The 25,521-nt window shown below is 66.6% G+C and carries 20 protein-coding genes and 2 tRNA genes; 12 read left to right on the top strand and 10 right to left on the bottom strand.

The genetic code is table 11. From position 1 onward, the window contains the following. Positions 1-117 precede the first annotated feature (117 nt). Entirely contained in the window at positions 118-1,431 is a 1,314-nt protein-coding gene (locus tag ABIA30_RS08975) for a histidine phosphatase family protein (RefSeq protein ID WP_370064272.1), read from the top strand. A 71-nt stretch (positions 1,432-1,502) separates the two neighbouring features. Here ABIA30_RS08975 and chrA read toward each other — a convergent pair whose 3' ends face one another. Beyond that, positions 1,503-2,684, bottom strand: coding sequence for a chromate efflux transporter (chrA, locus tag ABIA30_RS08970; protein WP_370064270.1), 1,182 nt, complete (start codon positions 2,682-2,684; stop codon positions 1,503-1,505). A gap of 78 nt (positions 2,685-2,762) precedes the next feature. Between chrA and ABIA30_RS08965 the strand changes: the two genes are divergently transcribed. Genes ABIA30_RS08965 through ABIA30_RS08955 form a run of 3 tightly spaced genes read left to right on the top strand, consistent with a single transcriptional unit; the run spans position 2,763 to position 4,710 of the window. Next, positions 2,763-3,521, top strand: a complete 759-nt coding sequence (locus ABIA30_RS08965) for a hypothetical protein (protein ID WP_370064268.1) — start codon at positions 2,763-2,765, stop codon at positions 3,519-3,521. Between the two features lie 23 nt (positions 3,522-3,544). Then, on the top strand, positions 3,545-4,114 hold the full coding sequence (locus tag ABIA30_RS08960; protein ID WP_370064266.1) for a hypothetical protein: 570 nt from the start codon (positions 3,545-3,547) through the stop codon (positions 4,112-4,114). Continuing rightward, on the top strand, positions 4,111-4,710 hold the full coding sequence (locus ABIA30_RS08955) for a hypothetical protein (protein ID WP_370064264.1): 600 nt from the start codon (positions 4,111-4,113) through the stop codon (positions 4,708-4,710). The genes ABIA30_RS08960 and ABIA30_RS08955 overlap by 4 nt, the downstream gene beginning before the upstream one ends. Here the strand turns inward: ABIA30_RS08955 and ABIA30_RS08950 are convergent. Both ABIA30_RS08950 and ABIA30_RS08945 read right to left on the bottom strand, forming a co-directional pair. Continuing rightward, complete coding sequence (locus ABIA30_RS08950; protein WP_370064262.1) at positions 4,700-6,034, bottom strand: hypothetical protein; 1,335 nt, start codon at positions 6,032-6,034, stop codon at positions 4,700-4,702. The two genes, ABIA30_RS08955 and ABIA30_RS08950, sit on opposite strands and share 11 nt — an antisense overlap. Before the next feature lie 98 nt (positions 6,035-6,132). Further along, positions 6,133-8,619, bottom strand: coding sequence for an alpha/beta hydrolase family protein (locus ABIA30_RS08945; RefSeq protein ID WP_370064260.1), 2,487 nt, complete (start codon positions 8,617-8,619; stop codon positions 6,133-6,135). 222 nt (positions 8,620-8,841) lie between these two features. Between ABIA30_RS08945 and ABIA30_RS08940 the strand changes: the two genes are divergently transcribed. Continuing rightward, on the top strand, positions 8,842-9,435 hold the full coding sequence (locus ABIA30_RS08940; RefSeq protein ID WP_370064258.1) for a hypothetical protein: 594 nt from the start codon (positions 8,842-8,844) through the stop codon (positions 9,433-9,435). A 15-nt stretch (positions 9,436-9,450) separates the two neighbouring features. Here the strand turns inward: ABIA30_RS08940 and ABIA30_RS08935 are convergent, their stop codons facing one another. Beyond that, the gene (locus tag ABIA30_RS08935; protein ID WP_370064256.1) at positions 9,451-9,825 is read right to left on the bottom strand and encodes a hypothetical protein; all 375 of its coding nucleotides are present in this window, start codon (positions 9,823-9,825) and stop codon (positions 9,451-9,453) included. Between the two features lie 355 nt (positions 9,826-10,180). Here ABIA30_RS08935 and ABIA30_RS08930 point away from each other — a divergent pair, with 355 nt between their 5' ends. After that, positions 10,181-11,560, top strand: a complete 1,380-nt coding sequence (locus ABIA30_RS08930; protein ID WP_370064254.1) for an MFS transporter — start codon at positions 10,181-10,183, stop codon at positions 11,558-11,560. A 264-nt stretch (positions 11,561-11,824) separates the two neighbouring features. Continuing rightward, positions 11,825-13,132: an Ig-like domain-containing protein gene (locus tag ABIA30_RS08925; RefSeq protein WP_370064252.1), complete on the top strand. Its 1,308-nt coding sequence runs from the start codon at positions 11,825-11,827 to the stop codon at positions 13,130-13,132. A 4-nt stretch (positions 13,133-13,136) separates the two neighbouring features. Here the strand turns inward: ABIA30_RS08925 and recD are convergent, their stop codons facing one another. The 6 genes from recD to ABIA30_RS08895 form a co-directional block, all read right to left on the bottom strand. Continuing rightward, on the bottom strand, positions 13,137-14,873 hold the full coding sequence (recD, locus tag ABIA30_RS08920) for an exodeoxyribonuclease V subunit alpha (RefSeq protein ID WP_370064250.1): 1,737 nt from the start codon (positions 14,871-14,873) through the stop codon (positions 13,137-13,139). Beyond that, positions 14,870-18,172: a UvrD-helicase domain-containing protein gene (locus ABIA30_RS08915; RefSeq protein ID WP_370064248.1), complete on the bottom strand. Its 3,303-nt coding sequence runs from the start codon at positions 18,170-18,172 to the stop codon at positions 14,870-14,872. Before ABIA30_RS08915 ends, recD begins: the two co-directional genes overlap by 4 nt. Next, positions 18,172-21,510 carry an exodeoxyribonuclease V subunit gamma gene (gene recC / locus ABIA30_RS08910; protein WP_370064246.1) on the bottom strand — a complete coding sequence of 1,113 codons (3,339 nt, stop codon included), beginning with the start codon at positions 21,508-21,510 and terminating at the stop codon, positions 18,172-18,174. The genes ABIA30_RS08915 and recC overlap by 1 nt, the downstream gene beginning before the upstream one ends. A gap of 41 nt (positions 21,511-21,551) precedes the next feature. Next, positions 21,552-22,259, bottom strand: coding sequence for a crotonase/enoyl-CoA hydratase family protein (locus tag ABIA30_RS08905; protein WP_370064244.1), 708 nt, complete (start codon positions 22,257-22,259; stop codon positions 21,552-21,554). Continuing rightward, a complete protein-coding gene (locus ABIA30_RS08900) occupies positions 22,207-23,136 on the bottom strand; it encodes a hypothetical protein (RefSeq protein WP_370064242.1) in 930 nt (309 codons plus the stop codon). The genes ABIA30_RS08905 and ABIA30_RS08900 overlap by 53 nt, the downstream gene beginning before the upstream one ends. A 107-nt stretch (positions 23,137-23,243) precedes the next feature. After that, positions 23,244-23,987: an MBL fold metallo-hydrolase gene (locus ABIA30_RS08895; RefSeq protein WP_370064240.1), complete on the bottom strand. Its 744-nt coding sequence runs from the start codon at positions 23,985-23,987 to the stop codon at positions 23,244-23,246. Between the two features lie 200 nt (positions 23,988-24,187). On the opposite strand from ABIA30_RS08895, the gene ABIA30_RS08890 reads away from it, so the two are divergent. The 5 genes from ABIA30_RS08890 to hadB all read left to right on the top strand — a co-directional run bounded on the left by ABIA30_RS08890 (position 24,188) and on the right by hadB (position 25,520). Then, positions 24,188-24,260: transfer RNA gene (locus tag ABIA30_RS08890), tRNA-Thr, on the top strand. Between the two features lie 67 nt (positions 24,261-24,327). Continuing rightward, a tRNA-Met gene (locus tag ABIA30_RS08885) sits at positions 24,328-24,404 on the top strand. A 44-nt stretch (positions 24,405-24,448) separates the two neighbouring features. After that, positions 24,449-24,616 carry a 50S ribosomal protein L33 gene (rpmG, locus tag ABIA30_RS08880; protein ID WP_023985310.1) on the top strand — a complete coding sequence of 56 codons (168 nt, stop codon included), beginning with the start codon at positions 24,449-24,451 and terminating at the stop codon, positions 24,614-24,616. A gap of 9 nt (positions 24,617-24,625) precedes the next feature. Continuing rightward, positions 24,626-25,105 carry a (3R)-hydroxyacyl-ACP dehydratase subunit HadA gene (hadA, locus tag ABIA30_RS08875; RefSeq protein ID WP_370064237.1) on the top strand — a complete coding sequence of 160 codons (480 nt, stop codon included), beginning with the start codon at positions 24,626-24,628 and terminating at the stop codon, positions 25,103-25,105. Beyond that, positions 25,092-25,520, top strand: a complete 429-nt coding sequence (gene hadB, locus ABIA30_RS08870; RefSeq protein WP_370064235.1) for a (3R)-hydroxyacyl-ACP dehydratase subunit HadB — start codon at positions 25,092-25,094, stop codon at positions 25,518-25,520. The genes hadA and hadB overlap by 14 nt, the downstream gene beginning before the upstream one ends. Position 25,521: the final 1 nt, after the last annotated feature.

The raw sequence follows: 25,521 nt of genomic DNA, 5'->3' as shown, positions 1-25,521 counted from the left end.
GCCAACAACAGGTGAATGCCAGGTTGCGCACAGCTCGCTGAATGGGACGAGGAACCCAGCCGCGCTGTGAGGTACCTCACGCTCGCATGCGTAAATCGTTCCCTAGCAGGTGAGGACATGGATAACCCCAACAGTTTTGGTAGCAACGTGCGGCGATCGGGCCGGCGTTCAGGTATCTGGAAGGCGCTCGGTGTTGTAGTGACCGCCGCTGCCTTCCTTGTCATGTCGGTGCTGCCTGCGTGGGCGGCCGACGTGATGACGGTGACATTCATCCGTCACGGCGATTCGGAGGGTAACGCCTCGGGTCTGATTGACACGTCGACCCCTGGTCCGTCGTTGACCCCGCTGGGACAGCAGCAGGCTCAGGCCATCGCGAACCAGTTGTCCGTCAACAACTACGACGGGATCTTTGCTTCGACCATGGTGCGGACCCAGCAGACCGCCGCGCCGATGTCGCAGGCTCTGGGCCTGCCGGTGACGGTGCTGGACGGGCTGGAGGAGATCCAGGCCGGCATCTATGAGGGCACGCCCGAGGCCAATGCCACCAGCGGATACCTCCAGGCACCGATTCAATGGGTCGAGGGCAACCTCAGCGCGCAGATCCCCGGGTCGATCACCGGCACCCAGTTCGAGGATCGGTTCAACGGTGCGATGCAGACCATCTACAACACCGGTGATCTCAATCCGGTCGTCTTCTCGCACGGCGGCGCGATCATGTTCTGGGTCATGATGAACATCACGAACCTCACTTTGCAGCAGAAGTTCGCGCTGTTCGCCTCAGCTCCGTTGAGTAACACCAATTACGTTGTGGTCCAAGGCAGTCCGACGGCTGGCTGGACGCTGCTGAACTGGAACGGCCAGCTGTTCGGGACTCAGCCGGCCCCGGCGGCGACGATTGCGGTGAACAACCACACCTTGCAAGGGCAACTCGCTGGAGTGGTTCAGTCGATCCAGGCTGCGTTCGCCACACACAACATCGTCAAGGTGCTGAGCGCGATCAGTAGCGGCGTGTCCACCGCGGCATTCTCGGTGCAGAAGTATCTGCGTGCGATCGCGCCCGCTATCCAGCAGCAGGTCAGTGCGACGGTCGCCCAGGTCAAGACCAACGTGACCAATGCGGTCAACCAGTTGAAGACGGACGTGACCAACGTGGTGAACCGCTTCAAGCCGGCATCGACCACGACGGGGTCTGCGGTCAGTGCCGCGACGCCGGCCACACCCAAGACCGTGTCTGCGGTCAGCGCTGCGGCGACGGCTCCTAGCGCCGGTCAGAAGCCAGCTGCCAAGCCGGTCACGGCAGCTGCCGCCAACCCGACCTCGACGGTTTCCGGCTATGCCGCCGCCAAATCCGCTGCGTCGAGCGGCAACAGCAGCCCGAAGAAAGCCGCCTCGAACGGCAACACGAAGAAGGCTCACGCCGCTGCGGCCTGATTGGTCGGTTGAATACCAATCGGCCCCCTTCCGATGTCGGAAGGGGGCCGGTCTGGTGCTCAGGGATCGGGCTAGTGCGGAAGGGGGAGACCGGCGCCGACCGCGATGACGCCGGTGATGGCCGCGGCCAGCAAGGTGAGGACCACGCTGCGGCGCAGCACCAGCAGCAAGACGGCTGCGGCGGCCAGCACGACGAACTGCCAGGGCCGGGTCAGCGTGAGTGCCAGCGGCAGAGCGGAGCCGAGGATGGCTCCGATGGCGGCGGGCCCGGCCCCGTCGAGAAATCCTCGGGCGGTGGGGTTGGCGCGGAGCCGATCGAAATGGCGGGCCCCGAGGAGCACGAACGCGAACGACGGGCTGAACGCGATGAATGCGGCCAGGACGCCGCCGACCAGGCCGCCGGCGGCATAGCCGACGACGGCGACGGTCTGCACCACCGGGCCTGGGGTGATCTGACCGAGCGCGACGGCATTGAGGAACTGGGCGCCGGTCATCCAGTGGTGCACATCGACCGCGTCGTTCTGCATGAGCGGGATGATCACGAACCCGCCGCCGTACGACATCGCACCGACCTTCAGTGCCACCCAGATCAAGGCGGGCAGCGTGCCCATGGCTATCGCGCCGATCGCGAGTATCGGTAGCGGGTTGACCGATAGCGGGCCCGAGCCCGATGGCCGCGACCGCACCGCTACCTCGATCGCCCCGCACAACAGCAGAACAAGCACCAACCAGGGTCCGACCGTCGCGGCAGCCACCAGCCCTGCGAATACGTAGCCCAGCCAGCGCACCTGATGTGCCCGGCCGCCGCCACCTGCTCGCTGCCAGCTGGCCGGGAGCAATCCGCCCGCCGCGTGAATCGCCACGGCGGCCACCGCAGATCCGGCACCTGCGCCCGCGGCCAGCACGGCGCGCGGCGGCGAGCCCTCCAGAAAGACGGTCGCCAAAACCAGGATGAGGATCAGTCCGGGGACGATGAAGGCTGCGCCGCCGACCAGCGCGCCGAGTAGGCCGCGAACCTGCCACGCGCAGAAGATCGACAGCTGGGTCGATGCCGGGCCGGGCAGCAGATTGCAGGCGGCGACGGCGTCTTCGAATTCGACTGGTGTCAACCACTTCTTGTGCTCGACGCACAGTTCACGCAGCAGTTTGATGTGGGTCGGCGGGCCGCCGAAGCCGATGCAACCGATGCGCCCCCACTCCCGCAGCACCTCAGCCAAACTCGGGCCGGGCGTGGGAACGTTGCCGTTGCTCATCGACTGCTCACGGTAGCCGCAACTCTCGCCGCAATGGTGTCGGTACAGGGCGTAGCTGAGCCGATACGATCTGGAGTCATGGACGTCGGCCCGAACCTGACCCCGTCAGGCGCCGACGATGCCAGTCCGAACGCGGGTGAGCCCGACCAGGTGTGGCGCCGCCCCGGAACCGCTGCCCAGGACCAGCAGCCCGAATCTGCACCCGATCCGGAGCCAGAGGTCAAAGAGGGCTTTGTCGCCGGGCAGATCGCCGACATCAGGAAATGGTTCGCCGGACTGCAGATACAGCAGATCTGGCACATCGTCGCGGTAGCGGTGGTGCTGGCGACCGCGGGATTCGGCGGCATCGACACCGTTGCGCCCAAATCCACGACATTCCAGGTCAACGAGAGCCACAGCACCGGTCAACTGACCATGGTGATCAAGCGCGCGGTGGTGAAGTCGAGCTTGAGCAACGACCGGCGGGTGGTGTTCGAACCGCAGGAGCACCGGTTGTATCTGGCTGTGGTCGCGACGGTCACGAACAACGGCACGGTGCCCGAAGGCTTCGGCGGTTTCGGTCCGATCATCACGCCGGTGGGTGTCCCGTACCGCCTGGCGGATCCGGCGCCGGTGATCAGAATGTCCGACGCCACCCCGGCCGTGCTGCAGCCGGCGGCCACCGACGACCTGGCCTTCGTCTGGAACGTGGCCGACGACGCGATCAGGCCGGGAATGCCGGTGACCTTCCGGCTGCCGAACCGTTCGTTCGGTGCGTTCAGTGTCGGATATGGACAGGGGTGGGTCGACCTGCTTACGTACGCCGACATCACCGTGCCGGTCACGGGGGGCGCATGACGATGCGAAATCCATTGCTGCGCATGGTAATTCACACCGTTGTGGTGGTCGCGCTGCTGGCCGCGGCGGTGTTTGTCTCCGACCGGCTGCCATATCCCACGGACGTCGAGGCGCCGTTCTACACCGCAGGGGCGGTGGGGGAGACGGTGAGCACCCCGACCGTCACGCTGCACGTGGCCGGTGCGACCGTCAGCGACAAACTCAAACTCGTCGGCGGGAGTTTGAAGGCCAACGGGCACTGGATCTTGGTGGAGGCGACCGTCACGGCACGGCGAGGTCCGGGAGAGGCGCGAGCGATCCTGGTGATCAACGGCCGCACCTACACGCCGGACAACCGATCGCCGGTCGGGGTGTTCCCGATCTCGTTGAACCAGTTGGCCGCGGGCATCCCGCAGAAGGGCGGCTGGATCTTCGAAGTGCCCGATGACGCACTCAAGGCGAGCGCGGCAGAGTTGCGCGCCTGGGTCGACGTCAGCCCGGTGCTTCCGAGATTCTTCCCGCGGATCCCGTCGATCACCGTCCCGATGGATGCGACGCACGCCCCGCGCGTCCCGGCGATAACCCCGCCGAAGGCGGTGATCGTCGCGTCATGAGTGCCGAAACACCTTCGGAGGCAACATCTTCTGGTACATCACCGGACACGCCGGTGCGGGCGCGCCGCAGGCTGCCCGGGTTCGCCTCGAAGTTGTGGTTCCGCAACGTCGTCGCCACGGTGGTGGCACTGGGCTCGTTGGTGCTGGGAACGGTGATCAGCGTCTTCGACCGTGACGATTTCACCGTCTACTGGCGAACCCGGGTGCCGGCGCACACGATCGATTACGCCGCCTCGGCAACCATCGATGGCCAGGTGTGGACGTTGGGCCGGGTCCGCCAACTCGGCCGTTCGCCGAATGCCCGACGCCCGGCACCGCGAGGCACTGCGATAACGGTCGTGGAGGTGAACCGCACCGGTGCCCCGCAGCACCCCGTCTCGTGCGACGCCTACCTCGTCGAGGGCGATCGTCGGTGGAAGGCTGAGCCCGCGTATGGCGGCGACTTCTGGGTTCCGCCGGCAGATGCCGACGGCACGCAGGATTGTCAGGCGCGCGGGCCGCTGCAATTCTCGTTCCTGCTGCCCGACGATGCCCGGCCGTCGTCGCTGGACCTCGTCGACTACCGAGGTCAGATCGGCGTGCGCCTCAAGCTGTGACGGCTTCGGCCGCCTCGTCGGTCTGTGGGTTCGCGGCCTGCTCGGCTTCGATCTTCTCGGCGCAGTATGCGTAGGTCGACGCCACCAGGCAGATGCGCAGCGCGGTCACCAAGGTGTCCGACAACGTGAAGGCGAGCGAACCCGGGCCGGACCAGAAGGCGTCGTCGTGCCAGCCGATCGCCCAGGCGAAAAACCTGACCAGGTAGCCGGATTCGATCTGCATGCGATAGAAGGTGTCGGTCACCGAGAGCCAAGCCGTCCCCGCGAAGGCCAGTACGTAGACCGCGATGGGGACGAATCCGCCGTGCAGAATCGGCCGGGCCGAATTCAGGATGGTGGCGTATTTGCCGAAGAAGGCCTTCACCTGGGCCTTGATCGACTCCCACGCCCGTTTGGCCAGGCCCTGCGACCGGGCGCCGAGGTGCGCCTCGAAGTGTTGTTGGAGCAGGACCTGCGCCGGCGCCGCACGATCCACCACCGCGGCGGCACGGTCACCGGCCAGCTGCCGCGCGACGCCGCGCCACGACGCCGCCGCCGATACGCCGTAGACCAATCCCGCGATCACCAGCCACAGCAGCGGCATACCGGCGACGCCCACCACCGCGTGCCAGACCGCGCCGATCACGCTCGTGCCGGCCTTCACCGCCGGATGGCTGTTGTTCGCCTGCTCGGTGGCGTTGTCGAACCACACCACCAGCCGTCGCTGCTGGAACCACACGGCGGGCTTCAGCAGGAACACCGCGCCCTGATTCGCCGCGAAGCTCACGGTGAGGAACACCCAGAACACCTGCAGATACAGCCTGATCCCCACGAACCATTCGGGCGTCCGGTTCTGGAACCATTTCAGTAGGTGCTGCAACACGAAGGCGCCGATGATCAGTGCCCACGCCACGTTGCTGACCGGGATGTCGGACGGATTCAGCTCGGTGATCTGATCGGGTGCGCTGTTGAGGTCCAGGTAGTACAGGCTGGTCTGGGCGAAGGCGACCCAGTCATCGCGCAGCAGCTGCCAGCCGATGTAGATCGCGATGAACGGCATGACCACATTCGAGAACAGGTCGACGTTGCGCGCGTTGGTGCGGGGCAGTGCGTTCAGCGCCGGTATCGCCGGGCGCAGCACCAGGAACATCGCGATGAACGACGCCAGCCGGGCGAAGCCGGCGAACGGCATGATCACGTCGGCCCACAGTGCGTTGTGCGCGCCGAACCTGGCAGCGAGTTCGATGGCGGCCGTGCGGCCGAGCTGTCCCAGCAGGTAACAGGCGGCGAGCTGCGGCAGATACCTCACCCACAGGCGCAACGGGCGCAGCAGCAGGGTCCCCACCGGGTCATCGTAGATCGCTGTTCAGGCGCCGGTGAGCTGGCCAGCGCTTCCGGAGCGCTTTCCGGAGCGATCGAGTCCGATATGCCGGTCAGGTCCGCTCAGACCGGCGCCGGCGACGGGTTTTCTTCGGTCGCCACGCCGGTGCCCACCGTCGGCAGCGAGATCGACAGATTCGACACCTGGATCGCGCCGAATGAGGTGAAGTTCTCGTACTGGGTGGCCGAGCCCACCAGTTGCAGGGTCAACAGCCCGCCGGCCGCCGCCGCGGTGTAGGCGATGTCGTTCAACGAGACGGTCGCGGTGTGGGTCTGGCCGTCGAGCACCACCGGGACCGGCGTATCCAGGTTGCCCAGCACCAGGCCGGTCTGGTCGTCGACGATCTGGGCGTAGACGTCGCGACCGTTGCCCAGGCCCGAGTAAGTGAAGGTGACCGTCGGCGCTCCGACGATCTGCGTGCCTCCGGCCACCGACACCTTCAGGTTGATGGCATTGCTTGCCGGCGATGCCGTCGCGGTCGCCACCAGGTCGGCGGTGAGCGATCCCGACACCTTGGGGCTGGGTCCTGCGCCGCCGATGATCGGGACGATCGGCATGGTGCCGCCGTTCTTGAGCGACGCGGTGACGGGTGTGCCCTGGAAGGCAGCGCTGTTCGGGAACTGGCTGGAGGAGTAGATGTTTCCGGACTGATCGATCCACTGGAAATTGGGGATGGAATTGGCCGCAGTGCCGGTCTGTGCGACGTACTGATTCAGCCATGCCAGGGTGTCCTGGGTGAGCAGCGCGGTCTGGGCGGCCTGGCTACCCGGGTCGAGGCACACGCCGTGCCCACCGCAGAACCACACCATCTTGACCGGGGTGCCGGCGGCGGTCAGCGCCTCTTCGTTGTCGACGGCCTGCTGCAGCGGGAACAGACCGTCGGCGGTGCCCTGCAGCAGCAGGGTCGGCGCGGTGATCTTGCTGACCGCGGTACCGGGACCGCTGGCCGTGAGCAGGTCCTGCTGGGCCTGGGTCAGGTAACTGGTCAAGAACCCGGTGAGGATGCCGCCGTAGATCGCCGGATTGATCCGGGCGCCGGCTTCCAGCAGATCGAGAACCAGGATGGTGGCCCAGGAGGTCTTGAACGCTCCGCTGGGGTAGAGCGCCGCGTTCAGCGTGTTCCACGCGATGCCGGGCACGATCGCGTCGATCCTGGGATCGATGGCGGCGGTGGTGAGTTGGATACCGCCGCCGTAGGACCCGCCGACCATGCCGAACCGGTTGTTGTTCTCGGACAGGGTCTGGACGTAGTCGAGGATCGCGGATACGTCCTTGCCCTCGAAGTTCGGGTTGTCCAGCTGCAGCGTTCCGCCCGAGGCGCCCTCACCGCGGGGATCCCAGCTGACCACGTTGTAGCCCGCGGCGCGCAAGGTGTCCACACCCGGGACCAGGCCCGGGATGTCACCGATGCCGGTGGTCGAGAAGGGATCGGTGATGCCGTTGTCGCCCAGACCCGGTCCCTCCAGGACGGTCGGTGCCGTCGAACCGGACGCCAGGCCCTGGGCGGGGAAGATGTTGGTGCTGATGAGCGTGCCGTCGAAGGACTTGACCTTGACCGTGTACGCGATGGGGTTGCCGGTGGTGTTGAGCGCGGACGGGTCGGCATTGAAGGTCACTACGGTGGATGCGCCGATCAGCGGGGCCAGGAAACTGCTGAGCCCAGCCACTTCGTGCAGCTGCACCAGCAAGGATGGGACCAGGCCGCCCAGCAGCGGGATGGACGCCAGTGCTTTGTCGAATGCTGTTGTTTCACTGACCATTTCGCGGAATGTTTCGGTTCCGGAGGTCAGCACCGTGGCATAGGGGAGATAGCTGAAGTCGCCCTTGGCCAGTTCCGGGTCGAAGCTGAGCTTGCCGCCTTGGCTGGGGCCACTGATGACGGTGTAGGTCAGTGGCAATCCCTTGCTGTCGACGGCATTGGTGTTGCCTTCGATGAACCCGTTGGTGACGAACAGCGTCGGGTCGACGGTGATGGCCGGAGTCGCCGGGGTGGCCGCGGCAGGAGTGGCGACTGCGGCCGATTTCTGCTGACGGTTGGCGACCAGCACTGCCGCGGCGACCACCGCGTCGGCCGGTGTGGTGGGGCTGTTACCCGAGTTCGAACCGCCCGTGCCGGTGACGGCTGCGGCGACGGTGCTCGACGAAGCGGCCGTCACCGACGTCGCCGCGGCGGGGGCCGACGCGGCGGTGACCACTGCGGCGGCGACATGGGGCGTCGTCGCCGGTGGCGTGGGGGCCGCTGCAGCGACGGTGGTGGCGGCGGTCGGGGCTTTGCTTGGTGCTTTGACGGGAGGCGTCTTGGTGGTCGCGTTGTCGGCCGACACCTTGGGTGGTGTGGTGTTGCCGTCAGAGGTGGACTGCGCGTCATGCTTCGGTTTGGGATGTCCGGCCGCCGCGGGTTTCGGCGCGGGGTGCGACGTCGAATCGGACGAATGCGTGGAATCGCCCTTGGCCCAAGCGGTCCCGTCACAACCGATGAACACTGCGGCGCCCACGCCCAGTGCCACTGCAAGTCCGCCGACCCGGCCGACGTACGTCGATGCGCTCACGGGTGTTCTCCCATCACGATGCTCGGATCGCCGGTGACGACCGATCGGCTTCCGGTGATGGAATGCGGCTGGGGCCACCGACATGTGTAGGTAAATTAACGCCAGAGTTCGCGGCCCGTCTGGCACTGTGAAAACTCACAGCAGTTGTCCAGGGAGTGTTCGCGGTGGCGTGGAAGGGGCCAGAATGGTGGCCTGGACCGGTTAGTCTGCCTGCACCACGACATGGCGGCGGCCGCACACCCGAAATGGAGCGACATCGACATGAACACCCGGCACGGATGGTTGCGGCAACTGGTCTGTGGCCCGTTGGCGTTGGCACTGCTTGCCGCCGCCGGTCCGGTCGTCGCGCATGCTGACACCGATGTTCCCGGCCCGCCGCCAGGTGCCCCGGGACTTCCTTGGCTCCCGTGGCTCCCCGCCCCGCCTGCCCCTCCGGCGCCGACGCCCGATGTCCCGGCGCCCGCGGCGCTGACCGGCGTCCTGGACGACTGGCAGAAGGCGGTGTGCGCACCCGGCACTTTCGCCCCCGGAGCGCCCAGCACCATGTCGCGCAACTGGGCGGGCGCCACGCATGAGGGCACGTGCGGCAGCAAGGTCAATCCGGGTTTGGAGAACACCATCTGGGTGACGCAGTGGACTGCGAACGATCAGATGACCCACGCGCTGCAGTCCAATTTCATGGCGTTCTTCGCGTCGGCCGCGACCGACCAGACCGGCATCATCACCTTCTCGGTGGCGCAGGCCAGCGCGCGGCCATCCCTCGATCCGTTGACGAAGTTCGGATTCCAGATCAGTCCGGTGCCACCACTGGACTGATCTCGGGCCCAATCGTCAGAGCGGGTTTCGGGAGGTGGCCGACTTCCACGCGGGGGCCGTGTGGCCGCCGACATGACGCCACATCCAGCAGGTGCACAGCAGCGCGCCCAGGCCAAGCAGCAGGGTGAGAGCCAGATATTCGAACGCGACGTCGACGTGCAGCACCAGCGATCCGATGGCGATCACGCCGAACACCTGCAGGGTGGCCGCGGCCAGCGTGAGGTACTCGGTGGTTCTCCGCGTGATCTGGGGAACGCCCCGGCCCATGGTGACCAGAGTGATCCAGAGTGTCGCCAACGTGACTGATACCGCGGTGTAGTTCAGCCGGCCGGCCGGCGAGTTCCCGACAGCGAACACCAGCTGCCCGACACCGACTGCACAGCAAATCACGATTACATCGCTGGCGGAACGGAGCCTGGCGCGAGAAGTGCGCGGTGACGCGTCGTCCCGATGGATCTTCTGCTCGCTGGTCACGGTGCTCGGCTCTCTGGCTTCCGGTGCGGTGCACCACTTTGGTGACGCGTATTTGTGCTGGATAGATGCTACCCACGCGGTCGGACAATGTCGCGGAACCGGCCAATCCCGTGAACTGCTTCACAAGCTTCCCGTGACCGCGTCGACGGCCCGGTTCGCGGCGGGTGGGGAGTTGCCGATGAAGATAACTGTTGCTGAGATGGCGAATTACTTTGGCAGAGTCGGGGCAGTGCCTCGCCGGACGGCACGCGCATTCGGATAATGGGGAACCGTGTCGGAAACAACCACGCTCGGCGAGATCGGACGACGACTCGACCTGCTGCCGGTCGGGCAGGTGCATCGACGGGTGGTGCTGGCCATCGGTCTCGGGTTGTTCTTCGAGGTCTACGAGATATTCCTGGCCAGCAGCATCGCCGCCACCCTGCGTACCCGGTACGAGGTCGACGGCGCGGCACTCAAATTCCTGCTGGCCTCCACGTTCGTCGGCATGTTCGTCGGTGCGTTGGCGTTCGGCCGGCTCGCGGACCGGCTCGGTCGCCGCCGGGCGTTCCTGCTCAACCTCACCTGGTTCTCACTGTGGAGCCTGATCGGCGCGTGTGCACCGAACGCCTGGGTGCTGGTGGCGTCGCGCTTCATGGCCGGAATCGGTGTCGGTGCCGAGTATCCGGTGGCCGACTCGTATCTGGCCGACGTGTTGCCGAAGGCTGATCGCGGGCGGTTGGCGTCCTGGGCTTACACATTGTCGTTCGTCGCGGTGCCGGTGCTCGGGTTCCTGGCGTTGTATCTGGATACCCGTGTAGTGCTCGGGGTGGACGGCTGGCGGGTGCTGTTGGCGACGGGAGCGCTGGGCGCCGTGATGGTCGCGGGGCTACGCAGTGGCTTGCCCGAATCGCCGCGCTGGCTGGCCAGCCAGGGCAGGTTCGACGAGGCCACCGCCGCGCTCAAGCAGTTCGAATCGGGGGCGTTCGTCCGGTTCGGCGACACCGGAGAGCTGGTGGCGGTGCCGGTGACGGCCGATTCGGAGCCCGTGCAGAGCCTCGAACCGGGCCGATCCCGGCTGTGGATCTCGCCGTACCGGCAGCGAGTCCTGATGCTGACGATCTTCCATTGGTTCCAGCCCTTCGCCTATTACGGCTTCGGAACCCTTGCGGCGTTGGTCCTGGTCAGCCGCGGCTACAGCACCACGCACTCGTTGATGTTCACCGCGCTGTCCTTCGTCGGCTATCCGGTCGGGTCGGTGCTGGCCATCCCGCTGTTGCGGCTGATCGAGCGCAAATTTCTGATCATCGGCTCGGCGGCTGCCATCGCAGTGTCCGGTCTGTTGTTCGCCACTGCCGACCACCCGGCGACCATTGTGGTGTTCGGCTTCTTGACCACCGCGCTGTGCAATGTGTTCTCGAACGCCTATCACGTGTATCAGGCCGAGATCTTTCCGACCGACATCCGGGCTACCGCGGTGGGCGCGACGTACTCGGTGTCCCGACTGTCCAGTGGGTTGCTGCCCTTCTTGCTGATCCCGGTGTTGGACAACTTCGGCGCCACCACGATGTTCGGGGCGGTGGTAGCGGCATTGGTTGTCGTGATCGCGGTGGTCGCGATATTCGGACCTCGTACCAGCGGGCGCAATCTGGAGGACATCAACCCGGTCTGATCGCGGGGTCGCCGGTGAATACCCCTGCCGGATAACGCATCTGAGACAACCTGTCGGGCGTCGGTGCTGAGCGGCCGCCAAGTGGAGTGGGCTGCGACACAGTCGGTCCCATTGAGTAATCTGTGGATGCTGCAAAGGCGCGGCGACGAACGCATCACAAATCCTGGACACGTCGAATGCGATGTGCGGACTCCCTCCAGCACGGCCTACGCTGCACTGGTACTGCGGTACGCATCCGACTAATCCCCGCCCCAGTTCTGGAGCTTGACCTTGACGTTTTCCCGTCGTGCCCGAGGCGCCTGGCTGGCCGTCGTGCTGGCCGTTCTCGCTGTGCTCGGGGGCTTGGTCGTGAGATCGGCATCGCAGTGCGGCAACGGTTGCCAGGTGGTGGCCGCGGCTCGTGATCTCTCGGCCTCCGCACCGGTGGCGCCCGCGCCAGCAACGCTGGCGGTGGCTCCGGCCGGCGGCGCCGCCGACGTCAGCCCTGCGGCACCGGTCAGCGTCACCGCGTCCAGCGGTGTCATCACCGACGTGTCGATGGTCAATGACTCGGGCCGCCGGATCGATGGCGTCCTGAGCCCCGACGGCAAGGTCTGGACTCCGGGCCAGCAGCTCGGCTACGGCCGCACCTACACGATGACGATCACCGCCCAAGGGCCGGGCGGGATGCCCTCGCGGCAGACGTCCAGCTTCACCACCCTCAATCCCGATTACCAGACTTCGGTGTACCTCAACACCGTGTCCGGGGCGCCGATCCAGGAGGGCGGCACCTACGGCATCGGCACCGTCGTGGTGGCGCACTTCGACGAGAAGATCACCGATCGGGCCGCCGCCGAGCGCAGCCTGGCCGTCACCACCAACCCGCCCGTCGCCGGGTCGTGGTTCTGGGTCGATGACACCAACGCACACTGGCGGCCGGAGAAGTATTTCGCACCGGGCACCACCGTCTCGGTCACCTCGAAGCTTTACGGGCTGAAGGTCGGCGACGGTTTGTACGGCCAGTCCGACGAGCATGTCTCGTTCCGGATCGGCGATGCGCATGTCTCCATCGCCGACGACAACACCAAGCAGGTCAGCGTCTTCGAGAACGGCAAGCTGATCCGCACCATGCCGACCTCCATGGGGATGGGCGGCACCGAAGAGGTCGGCGACCGGACCATCTACCTGTGGACCCCGCCGGGCGTCTACACCGTCATGGACAAGGCCAACCCGGTGATCATGGACTCCTCGACGTTCGGTCTGCCGATCGGTTCGCGGCTGGGCTATCGGGAGACCATCCCGTGGGCCACCCGGATCAGCAATGACGGGATCTATCTGCATCAGCTCAACGCCACGATCTGGGCGCAGGGCAAGACCGACACCTCGCACGGTTGCCTCAACCTCAGCTCCGACAATGCCAAGTGGTTCTTCGATTTCGCGGTCCCCGGGGACATCGTCGAGGTGCGTTACACCGGCGGCCCACCGCAGAAGATGAACCAGAACGGCGACTGGAGCATGCCGTGGGATCAGTGGCAGCGCGGTAGCGCATTGGCTCCGCCGACACCGCTGGCCGCCCCGGCCCCGCCGAAGTAACGGCTCAGGTCGTTCGCAGCCGCTGCCGCAACCCGGTTGCCCGCAGCGCCTGTCGCTGCACGGCCGCTTGCACTTCGGCCGCCGAGCCGACGATGCGCACCTTCTTGGTGGCCCGGGTGACCGCCGTGTAGAAGAGCTCGCGGGTCAGCAGCCGGGACTCGACGGGCGGCATGATCACGGTCACCTCCCGGGCCTGTGAACCCTGGCTCTTGTGGATGGTCAGCGCGTACATGGTCTCGACGTCGGAGATCCGGCTCGGCGAGAAATGTTGCGGCCCAGACGCACCGGCGACGCACACCAGCGGGCCGTCAGGTCCGGCGACCACCAGTCCCGTGTCGCCGTTGTAGATACCCAGCGTGTAGTCGTTCGCGGTGACCAGCAGCGGCCGGCCCGGGTACCAGGGGGACCAGGTCACCTGTCCGGTTTCCTCGCTCATCCACCGCTGGACCTCGAGGTTCCAGTGCCGCACCCCGTACGGGCCATCGCGATGGGCGCACAGCAGCCGGTGCAGGTCCATGGTCTGCAGCCCCAGCTGGCCGGCGTTGAGCAGCGCGCACTCCCGCACCCGCACGGCGTGGTCCACCAGCACCGGGCGCAGCGCCTGCGCGGGATCGGTGTCCTCGATGAACTCGATCGCCGGGTCGCCGGAACGCAGCAGGGTCACAACACGATCGGCGTCACCGGAGCGAATCGCCGCGGCCAGCGCGCCGATCGACTCGCCGAACCGGTGCGTGGTGCGCAGTTCAGCGACCCGGATGTCCGGGTGATCGGTGAGGCCGTCGACCAGATCGGCCAGCACCGCACCGGCCTGTACCGAGGTCAACTGGTCCGGGTCACCGACCAGTAGCAGCCGGGTGTCGGGCCGCACCGACTCCAGCAGTCGGGCCATCAACGTCAGCGACACCATCGAGGTCTCGTCGACGACGATCACGTCGTGCGGCAACCGATTCGACCGATGGTGCCGGAACCGTGACGCACTGTCGGGCCGCCCGCCCAACAGTCGGTGCAACGTCACCGCTCGCAATGGCCCCAGGCGTTCCCGGTCGTCGGCGTTCAGTTGTCCCACCTGAGCCGAGACTGCCTCCTGCAATCGGGCCGCGGCCTTGCCGGTAGGAGCGGCCATGGCGATTCGCAGCCGTGTGGGCGCGGCGGCCTGGGCCAGCAGCGCCAGCAGCCGGGCCACCGTGGTGGTCTTGCCGGTACCGGGTCCGCCGGTCAGTACCGTCACCGATTGCGTCAGTGCCAGCTGTGCGGCGGCCCGTTGTTCGGTGAAACCCGCTGGGGGAAATAGCCGTTCGAGATCGGCTTCGGAGACGGTCCGGGTGGCCGGGTGCCGTGCCGACAGTGCCAGCAGGTCGGTGCACACCTGTAATTCCTCGCGCCAGTAGCGATCCAGGTACAGCAGCCGGTCAAAGTCCAATCGGATGGCGGTGCCGGTGAGCGCACTGGCCCGCACCGCCGCCAGCAGCTCGTCCGGCGACGGCCACGGCAGATCGCCCCCGAGATCGTCGGCCACCGTCGTCAGGTCGACGCATACCGACCCATCTCGCAGCGCCCGCACTGCCAGTGAAACTGCCAGCGCCACCACATCATCGGTCTCACCGGCCAGGGTGCAACACCGCCGCGCGACCCGGATGTCCGCCGATGTCAGCAACCCAGCGGCATTGAACGCGGCCAACAGCCCCGTCGCCTCGGGCGAATACCGCCAGTCCATCGGGTCCACGGTGGGTTCGGTACTCATTGCTCTGCTCCCTGATCCAGCAGATCGGACAGTCGGCTCACCAGCCCGGGCGGCGGCTGCCAACTGAACACCCCGCACGGGTGACCGTCCACCACCGGCGTGTCCGGCCCACACATGCCCCGGACGAACAGATACATCACCCCGCCGAGCTGCCGCTCGGGCACGTAGTCAGGTAGGCGCCACCGCAGGAAGCGGTGCAGCACAACCGAATACAGCAAGGCCTGCAGCGGATAGTCCGAGTGCATCATGGCGTCGGCCAGCAGCGGTGCGGTGTAGTCCGCGGCGGTGTTCTCGACCCCGAACTGCCCCAAACGGTTGGTTTTGTAGTCGACCACCACGTATCGGTGGCCGTGCCGGCCGGGCACCCGCAACACCGCATCGATCGAACCGGACAGGTAGCCGCGTAACTTCTGCCGCCCCAGCGCATCCGATTGCAGCCGGGCGCCATAGGCATGCAGCGGATCGGACGCAGGCAACAGTCTGGCCACCAGATCGCCCACCTCGCCCAGCAGGATTTCGGGCGTGTATTCGGTGCGGAACTGACCGCCGCTGAGCGGAATCTCGAAATCCAGTTCCCGCAGGCGGTCTTTGAGCCCGATCTGCCGCAGCGTCAACCCCGGTGCCAACGGACCCAGCGGGGTGTCGTGCAGCGGTAGCAAGGCCGCTGCCAGATCGGCGGTGGGCACCTGCACATTCCACAGCCCGGCCTGTTCGTCGATCCGGGCGGCCAACTCGGACGGTAGATCGGCGGCCAGCGGATCTGCATGCTCGAGCACCGCATGCACCAGCGAGCCGAACGCCGCACCGGCGGGCAAGTCCGACATCGGCGAACGCACATCGTCGGCTACCGCGGTGGCAACCGGATTGGCCACGTCGGTCGATTCGTCGTCCAGCAGTGCTGATTCCGGCTCGCTGCCGATCGGTTGATCCTCCGCGGCCCGGATCAACGCCGAGTACGACGTACGCCGCCAATGCGTGTCGATGTTGCGGTGAAAATGCCGCACGTCCAGGTCCCACGGCGGCGAATACACCCGCGGCGGCGCCGGGGGCACCGGCACTGCCTCCTCGATCACCGGACCGCCGGCGGATTCCCAACCTCGCAAGTGCGCCAGCGCATCGTCATCGGAAATGGTTTGTGGCACCAGGACATCTGGAACTTCGGTCTGGCCGCGCCGCCGGCCGCGCAACAGCCTGGACAGGCCGCCGTTGCGTTCATCCCAGGTCGGCGCCCACCACGCCACCACCTGGGACTGGGCCCGGGTCAGCGCGACGTAGGTGAGGCGTACGTTCTCCCCGGCGATTTCGGCCAGCGCCCGTTCTTCGACCTCGGCGCGGTCGGTGACACCTTCGCCGCCGACATGCAGACAGCGGGTGCCCGCGTCGTCGTGGTAACGCAGCACCATGTCGGTCTGGATGTTCCGATTGAACCCGAACGGTAGGTACACCACCGGGAACTGCAGTCCCTTGCTCCGCCATACCGTCATGATCTGCACCGCGGCGGCATCGCTGTCCAACCGGCGGTTGCGTTCGGCCGGACCGCTGCGGTCCTGTAATTGTCGGCGCAACCAATCACGAAGGGCAGGAGGGTGATAACGCTCCCGATGAGCGGTCTCGTGGAGCAGCTGGCCGACGTGCGCCAGGTCGGTCATGTGGCGTTCACCGCCCCAATGGGACAGCACCCGCTCGGACATGCCCGCCGATTGCGCGGCCTCGTACACCGCGGCGATGCTGTGGTCCCGGGCCAGTCCGGCCCAGTGCCGGATGGTGGTGGTCAACTCATCGGTGAGCGCATCGCCACCGGCCGCCAATTCGTCGGCCCGGTAGCCGAAGAACATGGTGGTCGCCGCGGACCGCACCACGCCGCTGCGGTTCGGGGTGTCGAAGGCGTCGAGCAGTCGCAGCCAGTCCTGCGCGGCGGCTGACCCGAAGACGTCGGTATCGCCGGAGTAGATCACCGGAATGCCCATCTCCTGCAAGGCATCCCGGCACGGCTCGGCATCCCTGGCGCCGTCCACGATGACGGCGATGTCGCCGGCGGTGATCGGCCTGCCCTCGAAGCGGGCGCCGCTGGCCAGGAGCACCGAGATGTCGGCGGCCAGATCCTTGGCGATATACGGGCGCAGTGCCGTGACGGGGATGGTCTTGCGTTGTGGTGTGCCGAACTCCGTGCGCGCGACCACCCGTAGCCGAAAAGGAGCGTTGTGCGGCGCGTCGGTGAGGCGATGGCCCGGATTGCGGGCCTCGATAGGGTGCACCACGATGTCCTCGTCACCGAGGGCCGCGCCCTGCAGCACGGTCTGCAGGCAGTCGACCAAAACCTTGTCGCTGCGCCAGTTCTCGGCCAGGGTCAGGCGTTGCCCGGCACTGCGGGCGGCGTGCAGATACGTGACGATGTCGCCGCCTCGGAACGCGTAGATCGCCTGCTTCGGGTCGCCGATCAGGATCACCGCGCTGTGCCCGACGAATGCCCGGGAGATCACCCGCCACTGCACCGGGTCGGTGTCCTGGAATTCATCGACCATCACGATCGGCCAGCGCCGCCGCATCCGGTCCCGGGCTGGGGCGTCGTCGGCCGACAGTGCGGTGGCCAGCCGGCTGAGCAGGTCGTCGAAGCTCAGCACACCCGCGCGTTGCTTGCGCTGTTCGAGTTCCTCGATCACCTTGGTGGCAAACGAGATTCGCTGTGCCGCGACACTGTCGGCTTCGGCATGCCGCGGCCGAAGTGCCGCGCCGGGATCGCCGACCACCCGCTTGGCCAGGATGAGGGCGTCGGCATAGCTCAGCGCCGGCGCCTCACGCAGGCCGCCGTAGTCGATCAGGTACAGGTCCGAGACGATCTCGGTGACCAGATCATCGAGGCTTTCCACCAGACGGGTGCCCGAGTCGGTGTCGCCGGCGATGCCCAGCGACCGCAGCACCAGGCCGCAGAACTCATGTGTGGTGGCGATGGTGGCGGCATCGAAATCCGACAGTGCGTCCCGCAACCGGTCCCGGCGGGCGACCAGTTCCTCAGGGGCGCCGGTGGCCAGGTGGCGAATCAGGTCGTCGGCATCTTCGGGCGGGTTATCAAGGGCAGCAACAGTATTCACCAGTTGGGTGCGGACCCGCTCGCGTAGTTCACGGGTGGCCGCCCGGCTGAAGGTGATCAGCAGCATCTGGTCGAGGGTGGCCACACCCTCGGCGATGTACCTGGTGACCAGCCCGGCCAGCGCGTAGGTCTTGCCCGTTCCGGCGCTGGCCTCCAGCACCGTGGTGGTCGCGGGCGGCGGCAGCGGTCCGAGCAGATCGAATGCCTGCATCAGCACCGCCGTTCGCAGTCGAGCAGCGGCAGCCACAGCCGGGTCGCATAGGTGCCCAGCCGGGTCGTCTCACCGCGGACTTCGACTTCGTCGGGCCGGGGCGGATCGAGCAGCACCGTCAGTGGCGCGGTCGGTCCCCACACCTCGACATGTTCGGCGGCGTCCCGCTCCCAGAGCCATTCGCGTGCGGCGCCCCTCTCCGGTGCGTCGTCGGCATATTGCCGTGCCAGCGCCCACTCCAATGAGGTCTTCAGGGGCAGCGGCAGGGGTTCGCGGCGACCCGCGTCATAGATGGCGATCAGCTCGCGCAGTACCGAAAGGGGTTGTTCCGGAGGGCGATAGCCCAGCGTCTTGACCGGCTCGCGTCGGCTGCCGCGGCCGATGCAATAGGCCTCCCACTGCACCTCGGGTGCCCCCGCCGCCAGTGCCAGCAAGGTGATCCAGGCCTGCAGACGGTGCCTGGCGGCCAGCTTGGAGTAGGTCACCGAGACCGTGCGGTCGTCCCACAGCGGTCCGATGGTTCCGGTCAGGCGGCGGCCCGGTTCCAGGTCGATGTCGACATCGAGAGTGCGCTGTGGCCGGTCCTGCTGCAACGCCCGCGCGGCCGCGGCCAAATCGGCTGCCTCGGCGTTGATCTCGCGCGCCTGCCGCCAACCGAGCCGTCCGGGCGGCAGGGTGCCGCGCCGCCACTCGGCGCCGATCACGAACTCGGGATCGCGGCCGGCCATCAGATCGCCGAGCATCCGGTCGCCGACCGTCCACCGGGTGAGCCCGTCGATCTCGACGGGCATGGCATCGGAGGGTTCCTCGATGTCCCACGGCAGGGTGTAGTCCAACGACCGGAAGAACCCGCGGACCGGATTCTTGTAATAGTCCAGCAGGTCGGTCAGTTCGATGTCGCTGCACGGTGATTCGGGCAGCGGGCCGGCGATCAGCGGGGGTTTGGGGGTGCGTTCGCCGATGACGGCCCGGGCTCCCCGCAGGGCGGCGGGGTCGTAGGTGAACGGCTCATGCGGAACCAGTCGATTGGGTTCGACGGTGAGCGTGTCGAACGGCTGCAGCGGGTGGTTGACCACGATCCGGTCGCGCACCTGCTCCTCGGTGGTGCGGTCCACCGCGTCGAGCAGTTCCTGCAGCGGAACCGCGGGCGGGCGGTGCTCGCCGGAATGCTCGTCGATGCCGGTGTAGGTGACGACCAGGGTGTCGGTCGCCGAACAGATGGCGTCGAGCAGTAGTTGCCGGTCCTCGGAACGGGCGTCACGTTCCCCGGTCAGCGGATGGCGGGCCAGCACGTCGTCGCCGTCGGCGATGTTGGTCCGGGGGAACACCCCGTCATCGAGTCCGACGAGGCACACCACCCGATGGGGTACCGAGCGCATCGGCACCATGGTGCACACCGTCAGGGTGCCGGTGCGGAAATTGGCGCGGGTCGGACGGCCGGCGAGGCGACGGCCCAGCAGGGCACGCACATCGGTCAGCCGCAGTTCTGTTGCGGTGTGAGAACCCGCATCGGACAACACCTTCGACAGTTCTCGATCGAGTTGTCCCTGCTGCCACAGATCGGCCGCCGGAACCCGGGTGAGCGCGGCGGTACCCTCGCGCAGCACCTCGATCCAGCGCTGCAACGGTGCGGTGCCGGTGAGCCTGTCGGCGACGCCGCGCAGACGCTCGACGTATTCGGCGAACCGGCCGGCCAGCTCGACGCGGTCGCTGTCGATATCGTCCAGGGGTAGTGCAGTGTCGAGCCAGGCCTGCGAGTCGTCGGACATCGCAACGCCGGTCAGTAACCGGTCCAGGCCGAATCGCCAGGTGTTCTGCGGATATTGCGACAGCTGGAAGGGCGCGCGATGCTCGGCGTCGAAACCCCACCGAATGCCCGATGTGCCAACCCATTCGGTGATGGTCACCAGGTCGTCGTCGGTGAACGAGAAGCGGTGGCGGACCGGCTCACTGTAGGCGAGGCTGAGCACTGCGTTGGCGGTGGCGCGGCTGTCCGCGACCGTGAGTAGCTCCGTGAGCACCGCCAGCAGCGAGTTGGTCTGGGTCAGCGCGCGGTCGGCCAGCCGGACCCGCAGGCCCTGGGCCGGATGGCTGTGGTCGGTGCGTTCGGGCGCGCCGAAGGCGGCCGTGATCAACGGCGCGTAGGTGTCGATGTCAGGGCACATCACCAGGATGTCGCGCGGTTGCAGGGTGTCATCGTCGTCGAGCAGACCCAACAGGACGTCGCGCAGCACGTCGATCTGCCGGGCGGCGCCGTGGCAGCGATGCACCTGAACCGATCGATCGTCCTGCTTGTGGAACCGGGTGCTGACCGGCCGCACCAGGTTGGCGGAGATATCGGATTGCAGCCAGCCCAGCATGGTGTCGGACCGCGCTTTGGTAGGAGTGCGGAACTCGTCGGTCTGGCCGGCGGGCAGGGCGCGCTGCAACTCGCGCAGGTCGCGGCCGAGGGTCTGCAGCAGCGGGTGATGTGCTGCCAGTCCGCTGGTGTCCGCGCTGCGTGATACCGCGCCATGCAGATCCGACAGGGCGTGCCACAGGGCATCGCTGGGGTGCGGCAGCCACAGGTGCAGATCGTGGTGGATCGACAGCGCCCCGAGCAGTTCGATATCGGCCGCAGGCAGCCGGGTGTGACCGAACAGGGACAGTCGCGCCGGTAGATCCGATGGTGAATCATGGAGTCGGGCAATCACTTTGGCCTGACGTACCGGAGGTGGATCGGCGTCGATCCGCATCGCCGTCGCTCGCCACAGCGGCGGCTGCCACAGTAGATCGCCGTCCAGCGGCCGGCCCGTCCCGTCGGTCGTGTGGCCCGCCAGCCAGTCGGTGAGCATGGCGGGCCGGGACTTGGCGTAGGAGGAGAACAGGCCCGCCAGTCGCCGGGCTACCGCGTAACGGCGACCGCGGCGCAGTTCACGTTCGCCGGGGTCGCCCAGGCCGTCGTGACCGAGATGGGCGGCCAACGTCGCGGCCCAACCGGCGGCCTCTGTGGAGCTGACGGCTTCATCGATGACATCGAGCAGCGGCCACACCATGGTGTCGGGATGCCATGGGTCGGCCTCGCTGGTGCCGATGATCTCGGCCAGAAGCGATGCGGGGGAGCGGAATTCGATGCCGGCACAGACGCCGTCAGTCGGCGGCCGGCCGTCCCGTGCGACGGTGGTCCAGCCGCGACCGAGGATGTGTGAGAGCTGTTGACTCAGCCAACGTTCGATCCCGCGGGCCGACACCAGTACCAACTCCGAGGCGAACGGATCCGGCAGCGGGTCGGACAACAGCGCGCCCAACTCAGCGGCCAGCGTGCCGGTGTCTTCGGCTCGGTGCAGGTGTAGCGCCATCGGTCCCCAACCCTAGGCGGCGGGACCGACAGCGCCGGCGGCTATCCGCCGAACTCGGCGGCCAGGCCGTCGATGCCGGCGCGAATCGCCGCCAGCGCATCGGCGCGAGCCTTGAGCTTGCTGGCCAGGTGGTGCTTGGTGTGCAGGGTCGCGGCGAATCCGGCGGCCACCTGCTGGGCATGGCTGACCACGTCCTCCGGCTCGACGATCTCGTCCAGCCAACCGGTTGCCACCAGTTCAGGCCCCGAGAACGTTGCGGCCAGGCCGACTGCCCGCTGGAAAGCCGCGCGGGTCAACCGCATGCGCAGGATCTCGACGCATGCCTGCGGCACCGTCATGCCGATGGCGACCTCGTTGGCCTGGCAGCGCGTCTTGAGCGAGCCGACCCGGTGATCGCCGGACATCAGCAGGAACGAGCCGCCGGCGATCGCTGGTCCGGTGGCCGCGATGACGACGGGCACGGGGAACGTCAGGAGCCGGACCATCAATTCTAGGCCACCGCCCAGCATCGCCAGACCGGCCACCGGATCTCCGGAGCCGAAGATCGCCAAGTCGAATCCGCCGCTGAACACCCGGTTGTTTCCGGTCAGTACGACGGCCTTGACCTCACCGCTGCCGACGGCCTGCTCAGCCTGGTCCAGCGCCGCATGAATGTTCTGCTGCATGACCGGACCAAGGACGTTGACCTTGCCGTCATCAAGGGTGATGGTGGCGACCGCTTCGGACTGCTCGTAGTTGACTGTGCTCATCGGGCTCTCCCTGGGGTCGGTCGGGTATGAGCCGAATGTTAGCGGGCGCCGATGCGGTGCTCCGTTGCGGGCTGTCGTCCACCCAGGGGAACTCCAGCTCCGTGGTGTCGTCGAATTGTCTTGTGCGCCAGCGATCCTGGGTTTCCCGGACGGCACGATTCATCCGGTCGATCTCGGCCCGGAAGATGTCGGACCGGGTCTCCTTGGAGGCGTAGTGGAAATAGGTCAGCACACTGCGCAGCAGTTCCAGCTTCTGCTTCTCCCGCTTGGCCAGATCGTGCGTGGTCATCAGTTCCAGGCGTTGCACCGGCTGCAGCGCCTTCCAGTCGAGGGTGGCCTTCGTCTCGAACTCGCGGCGCTTGGTGCCGAACCGGGAGGTCCGCTTGCCGTCGTCCGGCCGCGGCATGTCGTAGTAGACGACCGCACCGTCGAACCGGGACCCGATCGATCCGCCCAGCTGCTCGCGGCTGATGGCCGAATCCCAAATCGTTCGCCACTCTTGCCCCGGCGCCAACACCGTCAGTTCGCTGGGCAGGTGTAGGTCGGTGACGTCGAGTTCGCCGTCGTGATCGGAATCCTCGTAGATGGCGACCGTCGGATTGTCGGTGAAACGCAGCTCGATGTTGTGCGCGGCGGTCTGCCCGAAGTTGCGAACCACCAATTCGATCAGATGCCAGTCGGACGCGTGCGGCTCCATGAACATGGTCACCTGTGGACGCACCTGATCATGCTTGAACTGGCGGTTCTTGGCGAGGTGCCGGTTCGTCGCGATCAGCACCACGATGCCGAACAGGAGTGCGGCCCAGGCTGCGATGGCCAGCCAACCGCCCGAACCAATCGCGGTCAGGTCCTGCCAACGTGCGGAAATCCACTCCACTGCGCCACCTGCGTTCACAGAATCCGACGCGGTCGGTCCGCGTCGGAATCTGAGACTAATACTTCGCTGAATATCTTGTACAACGAAGTTTTAACGGTTGCTGGCGGTCAGCCGCCCATCAACATGCGCCATTGATCCAGATTGGACGCCCGGTACACGTAATTGCTGCGGCGCACCTCGGCCAGTGGGGCGCTGGGTTCGGCTGAGTACCAGTGGCCGGGGAAGACGGTGGGGTCACCGGGCAGGGCTGCCAGCGACTGCAGGCTCCGGAACATGTCGTCGACGTTCCCGCCGGGGAAATCGGTGCGGCCGCAGCCCTCCAGGAACAAGGTGTCGCCGGCGACCAATCGCCCTCTTCCCCCGCCGCTTCGCTCGCGCTTGTCGTCCAGCAGGAAGCACTGGCTGCCCGGCGTGTGTCCCGGGGTGTGCAGCAGTTCGATGTCGATGTCGCCGACGGAGACCTTGTCGCCGTGCTGATGCGGTGTCAGCTCCGACAGGGCGATCCCGGTGATCCGGGAGACCCAGTCGGCTTCGTGACTGTTGACGTGCACCGGCACGCTGACGTGCTCGAGCAGCTCGGCCAGGCCTGCCAGCTCGAAGCCCATCATCGAGCCGCCGACGTGGTCGGGGTGGTGGTGGCTGACGAGCACCCCCGACAGGTGCATCCCGTCGGCCTCCAACACGTCCACCAGCTCGCCAGCGGCGTAAGCCGGGTCGACCACCACGGCATCGCCGGTCTGCCGATCGCCGATCAGATAGGCGAAGTTGCGCATCTGCTGGGCGATCGGATCGGCCGCGGCGAAGTCACGGCCGGACAGCAACTGCTTGAAGTAGAGGCGGTCATCAGACATGCCGACAGACTAAGCAGCCCCAACGACTGGCTGCTGTGGTTGAGGCCGCATTGCGCTCGGGCAGATGGGGCCTGGCCCGTAATCAGGGCGGAGACATGGCCGCTACGCTGCCGTTTTGGCAGGACAAACCGCGAGAATGTACCCTCTTTAAGGCCCACGGGATAGGCAGTCGTTCATGGACTGTTCAGACCGAGGGCCGCGCCCCCTTAGCTCAGTCGGTAGAGCGTTTCCATGGTAAGGAAAAGGTCAACGGTTCGATTCCGTTAGGGGGCTCGGTGGATGTCGGGCGAGCGAAGCGGCGAGAGATGAGTCTGTCGGCGTGCCCGCCAGCGTCTATCGGGGCGGTGTAGCTCAGCTGGTTAGAGCGCACGACTCATAATCGTGAGGTCGGGAGATCGAGCCTCCCCACCGCTACCAGCACAACGAAGACCCGAATTTATAACCGCGAAAGAGGCATTGACGTGGCGTCGAGTACCGACGTACGGCCGAAGATCACCTTGGCCTGCGAGGTGTGCAAGCACCGTAACTACATCACCAAGAAGAACCGTCGTAACGACCCGGATCGACTTGAGATCAAGAAGTTCTGCCCGAACTGCGGTCACCACCAGCCGCACAAAGAGTCGCGTTAGCCCCCAGCTGTGGGTCTGTCGTCGAGCATCGTCGGGTATCACTACCGCCATCCCGAGTCTTACGAGGTTGGCCGCGAGAAGATCCGCGAACATGCGATCGCGGTCAAGAACGACGACGCGTGCTATCACAACGAGACGGCTGCGGCCGGGCTCGGCCATGACGCGATCCTGGCGCCGTTGACCTTCATCTCCATTTTCGGCTACCAGGCGCAGTACGCGATGTTCGAGGACGCCGGTATCACGATTTCCGACGCCCAGATCGTCCAGGTCGACCAGGAGCTGAAATTCTGGGCGCCCATCAAGGCCGGCGACAAGCTGTATTGCGACGTGTACGTCGAATCGTTCCGGCAGGCGCACGGTACCGACATCATCGTGACCAAGAACGTCATCACCAACGATCGTGGTGATGTTGTGCAAGAGGCCTTCACGACCCTGGCGGGTCGGTCGGGTGACGACGGACAGGAGGGATTCTCAGATGGCACTTCGTGAATTCAGTTCAGTGCAGGTCGGCGAACAGCTGCCTGAGCAGACCATCCAGCTCACTCGGCAGGACCTGGTGAACTACGCCGGCGTCTCCGGCGACCTGAACCCCATCCACTGGGACGACGAGATCGCCAAGCAGGTCGGTCTGGACACCGCGATCGCCCACGGCATGCTGACCATGGGTCTCGGCGGCGGCTTCGTCACCAGCTGGGTCGGCGACCCGGCCGCGGTCACCGAGTACAACGTCCGCTTCACTGCGGTGGTCCCGGTTCCCAACGACGGCATCGGCGCCGAGCTGATCTTCAGCGGTCGGGTGAAGTCTGTCGATCCGGAGACGAAGTCGGTGGTCATCGCACTTTCCGCCACGACGGGCGGCAAGAAGATCTTCGGCCGCGCCGTTGCGACCGCGAAGTTGGCCTAGC

It is taken from the genome of Mycobacterium sp. MAA66, from assembly GCF_041261665.1.
Classification (GTDB): Bacteria; Actinomycetota; Actinomycetes; order Mycobacteriales; family Mycobacteriaceae; genus Mycobacterium.
Note: the sequence above shows the minus strand (reverse complement) of the source record. Positions and strands in the feature narration are given on the sequence as shown.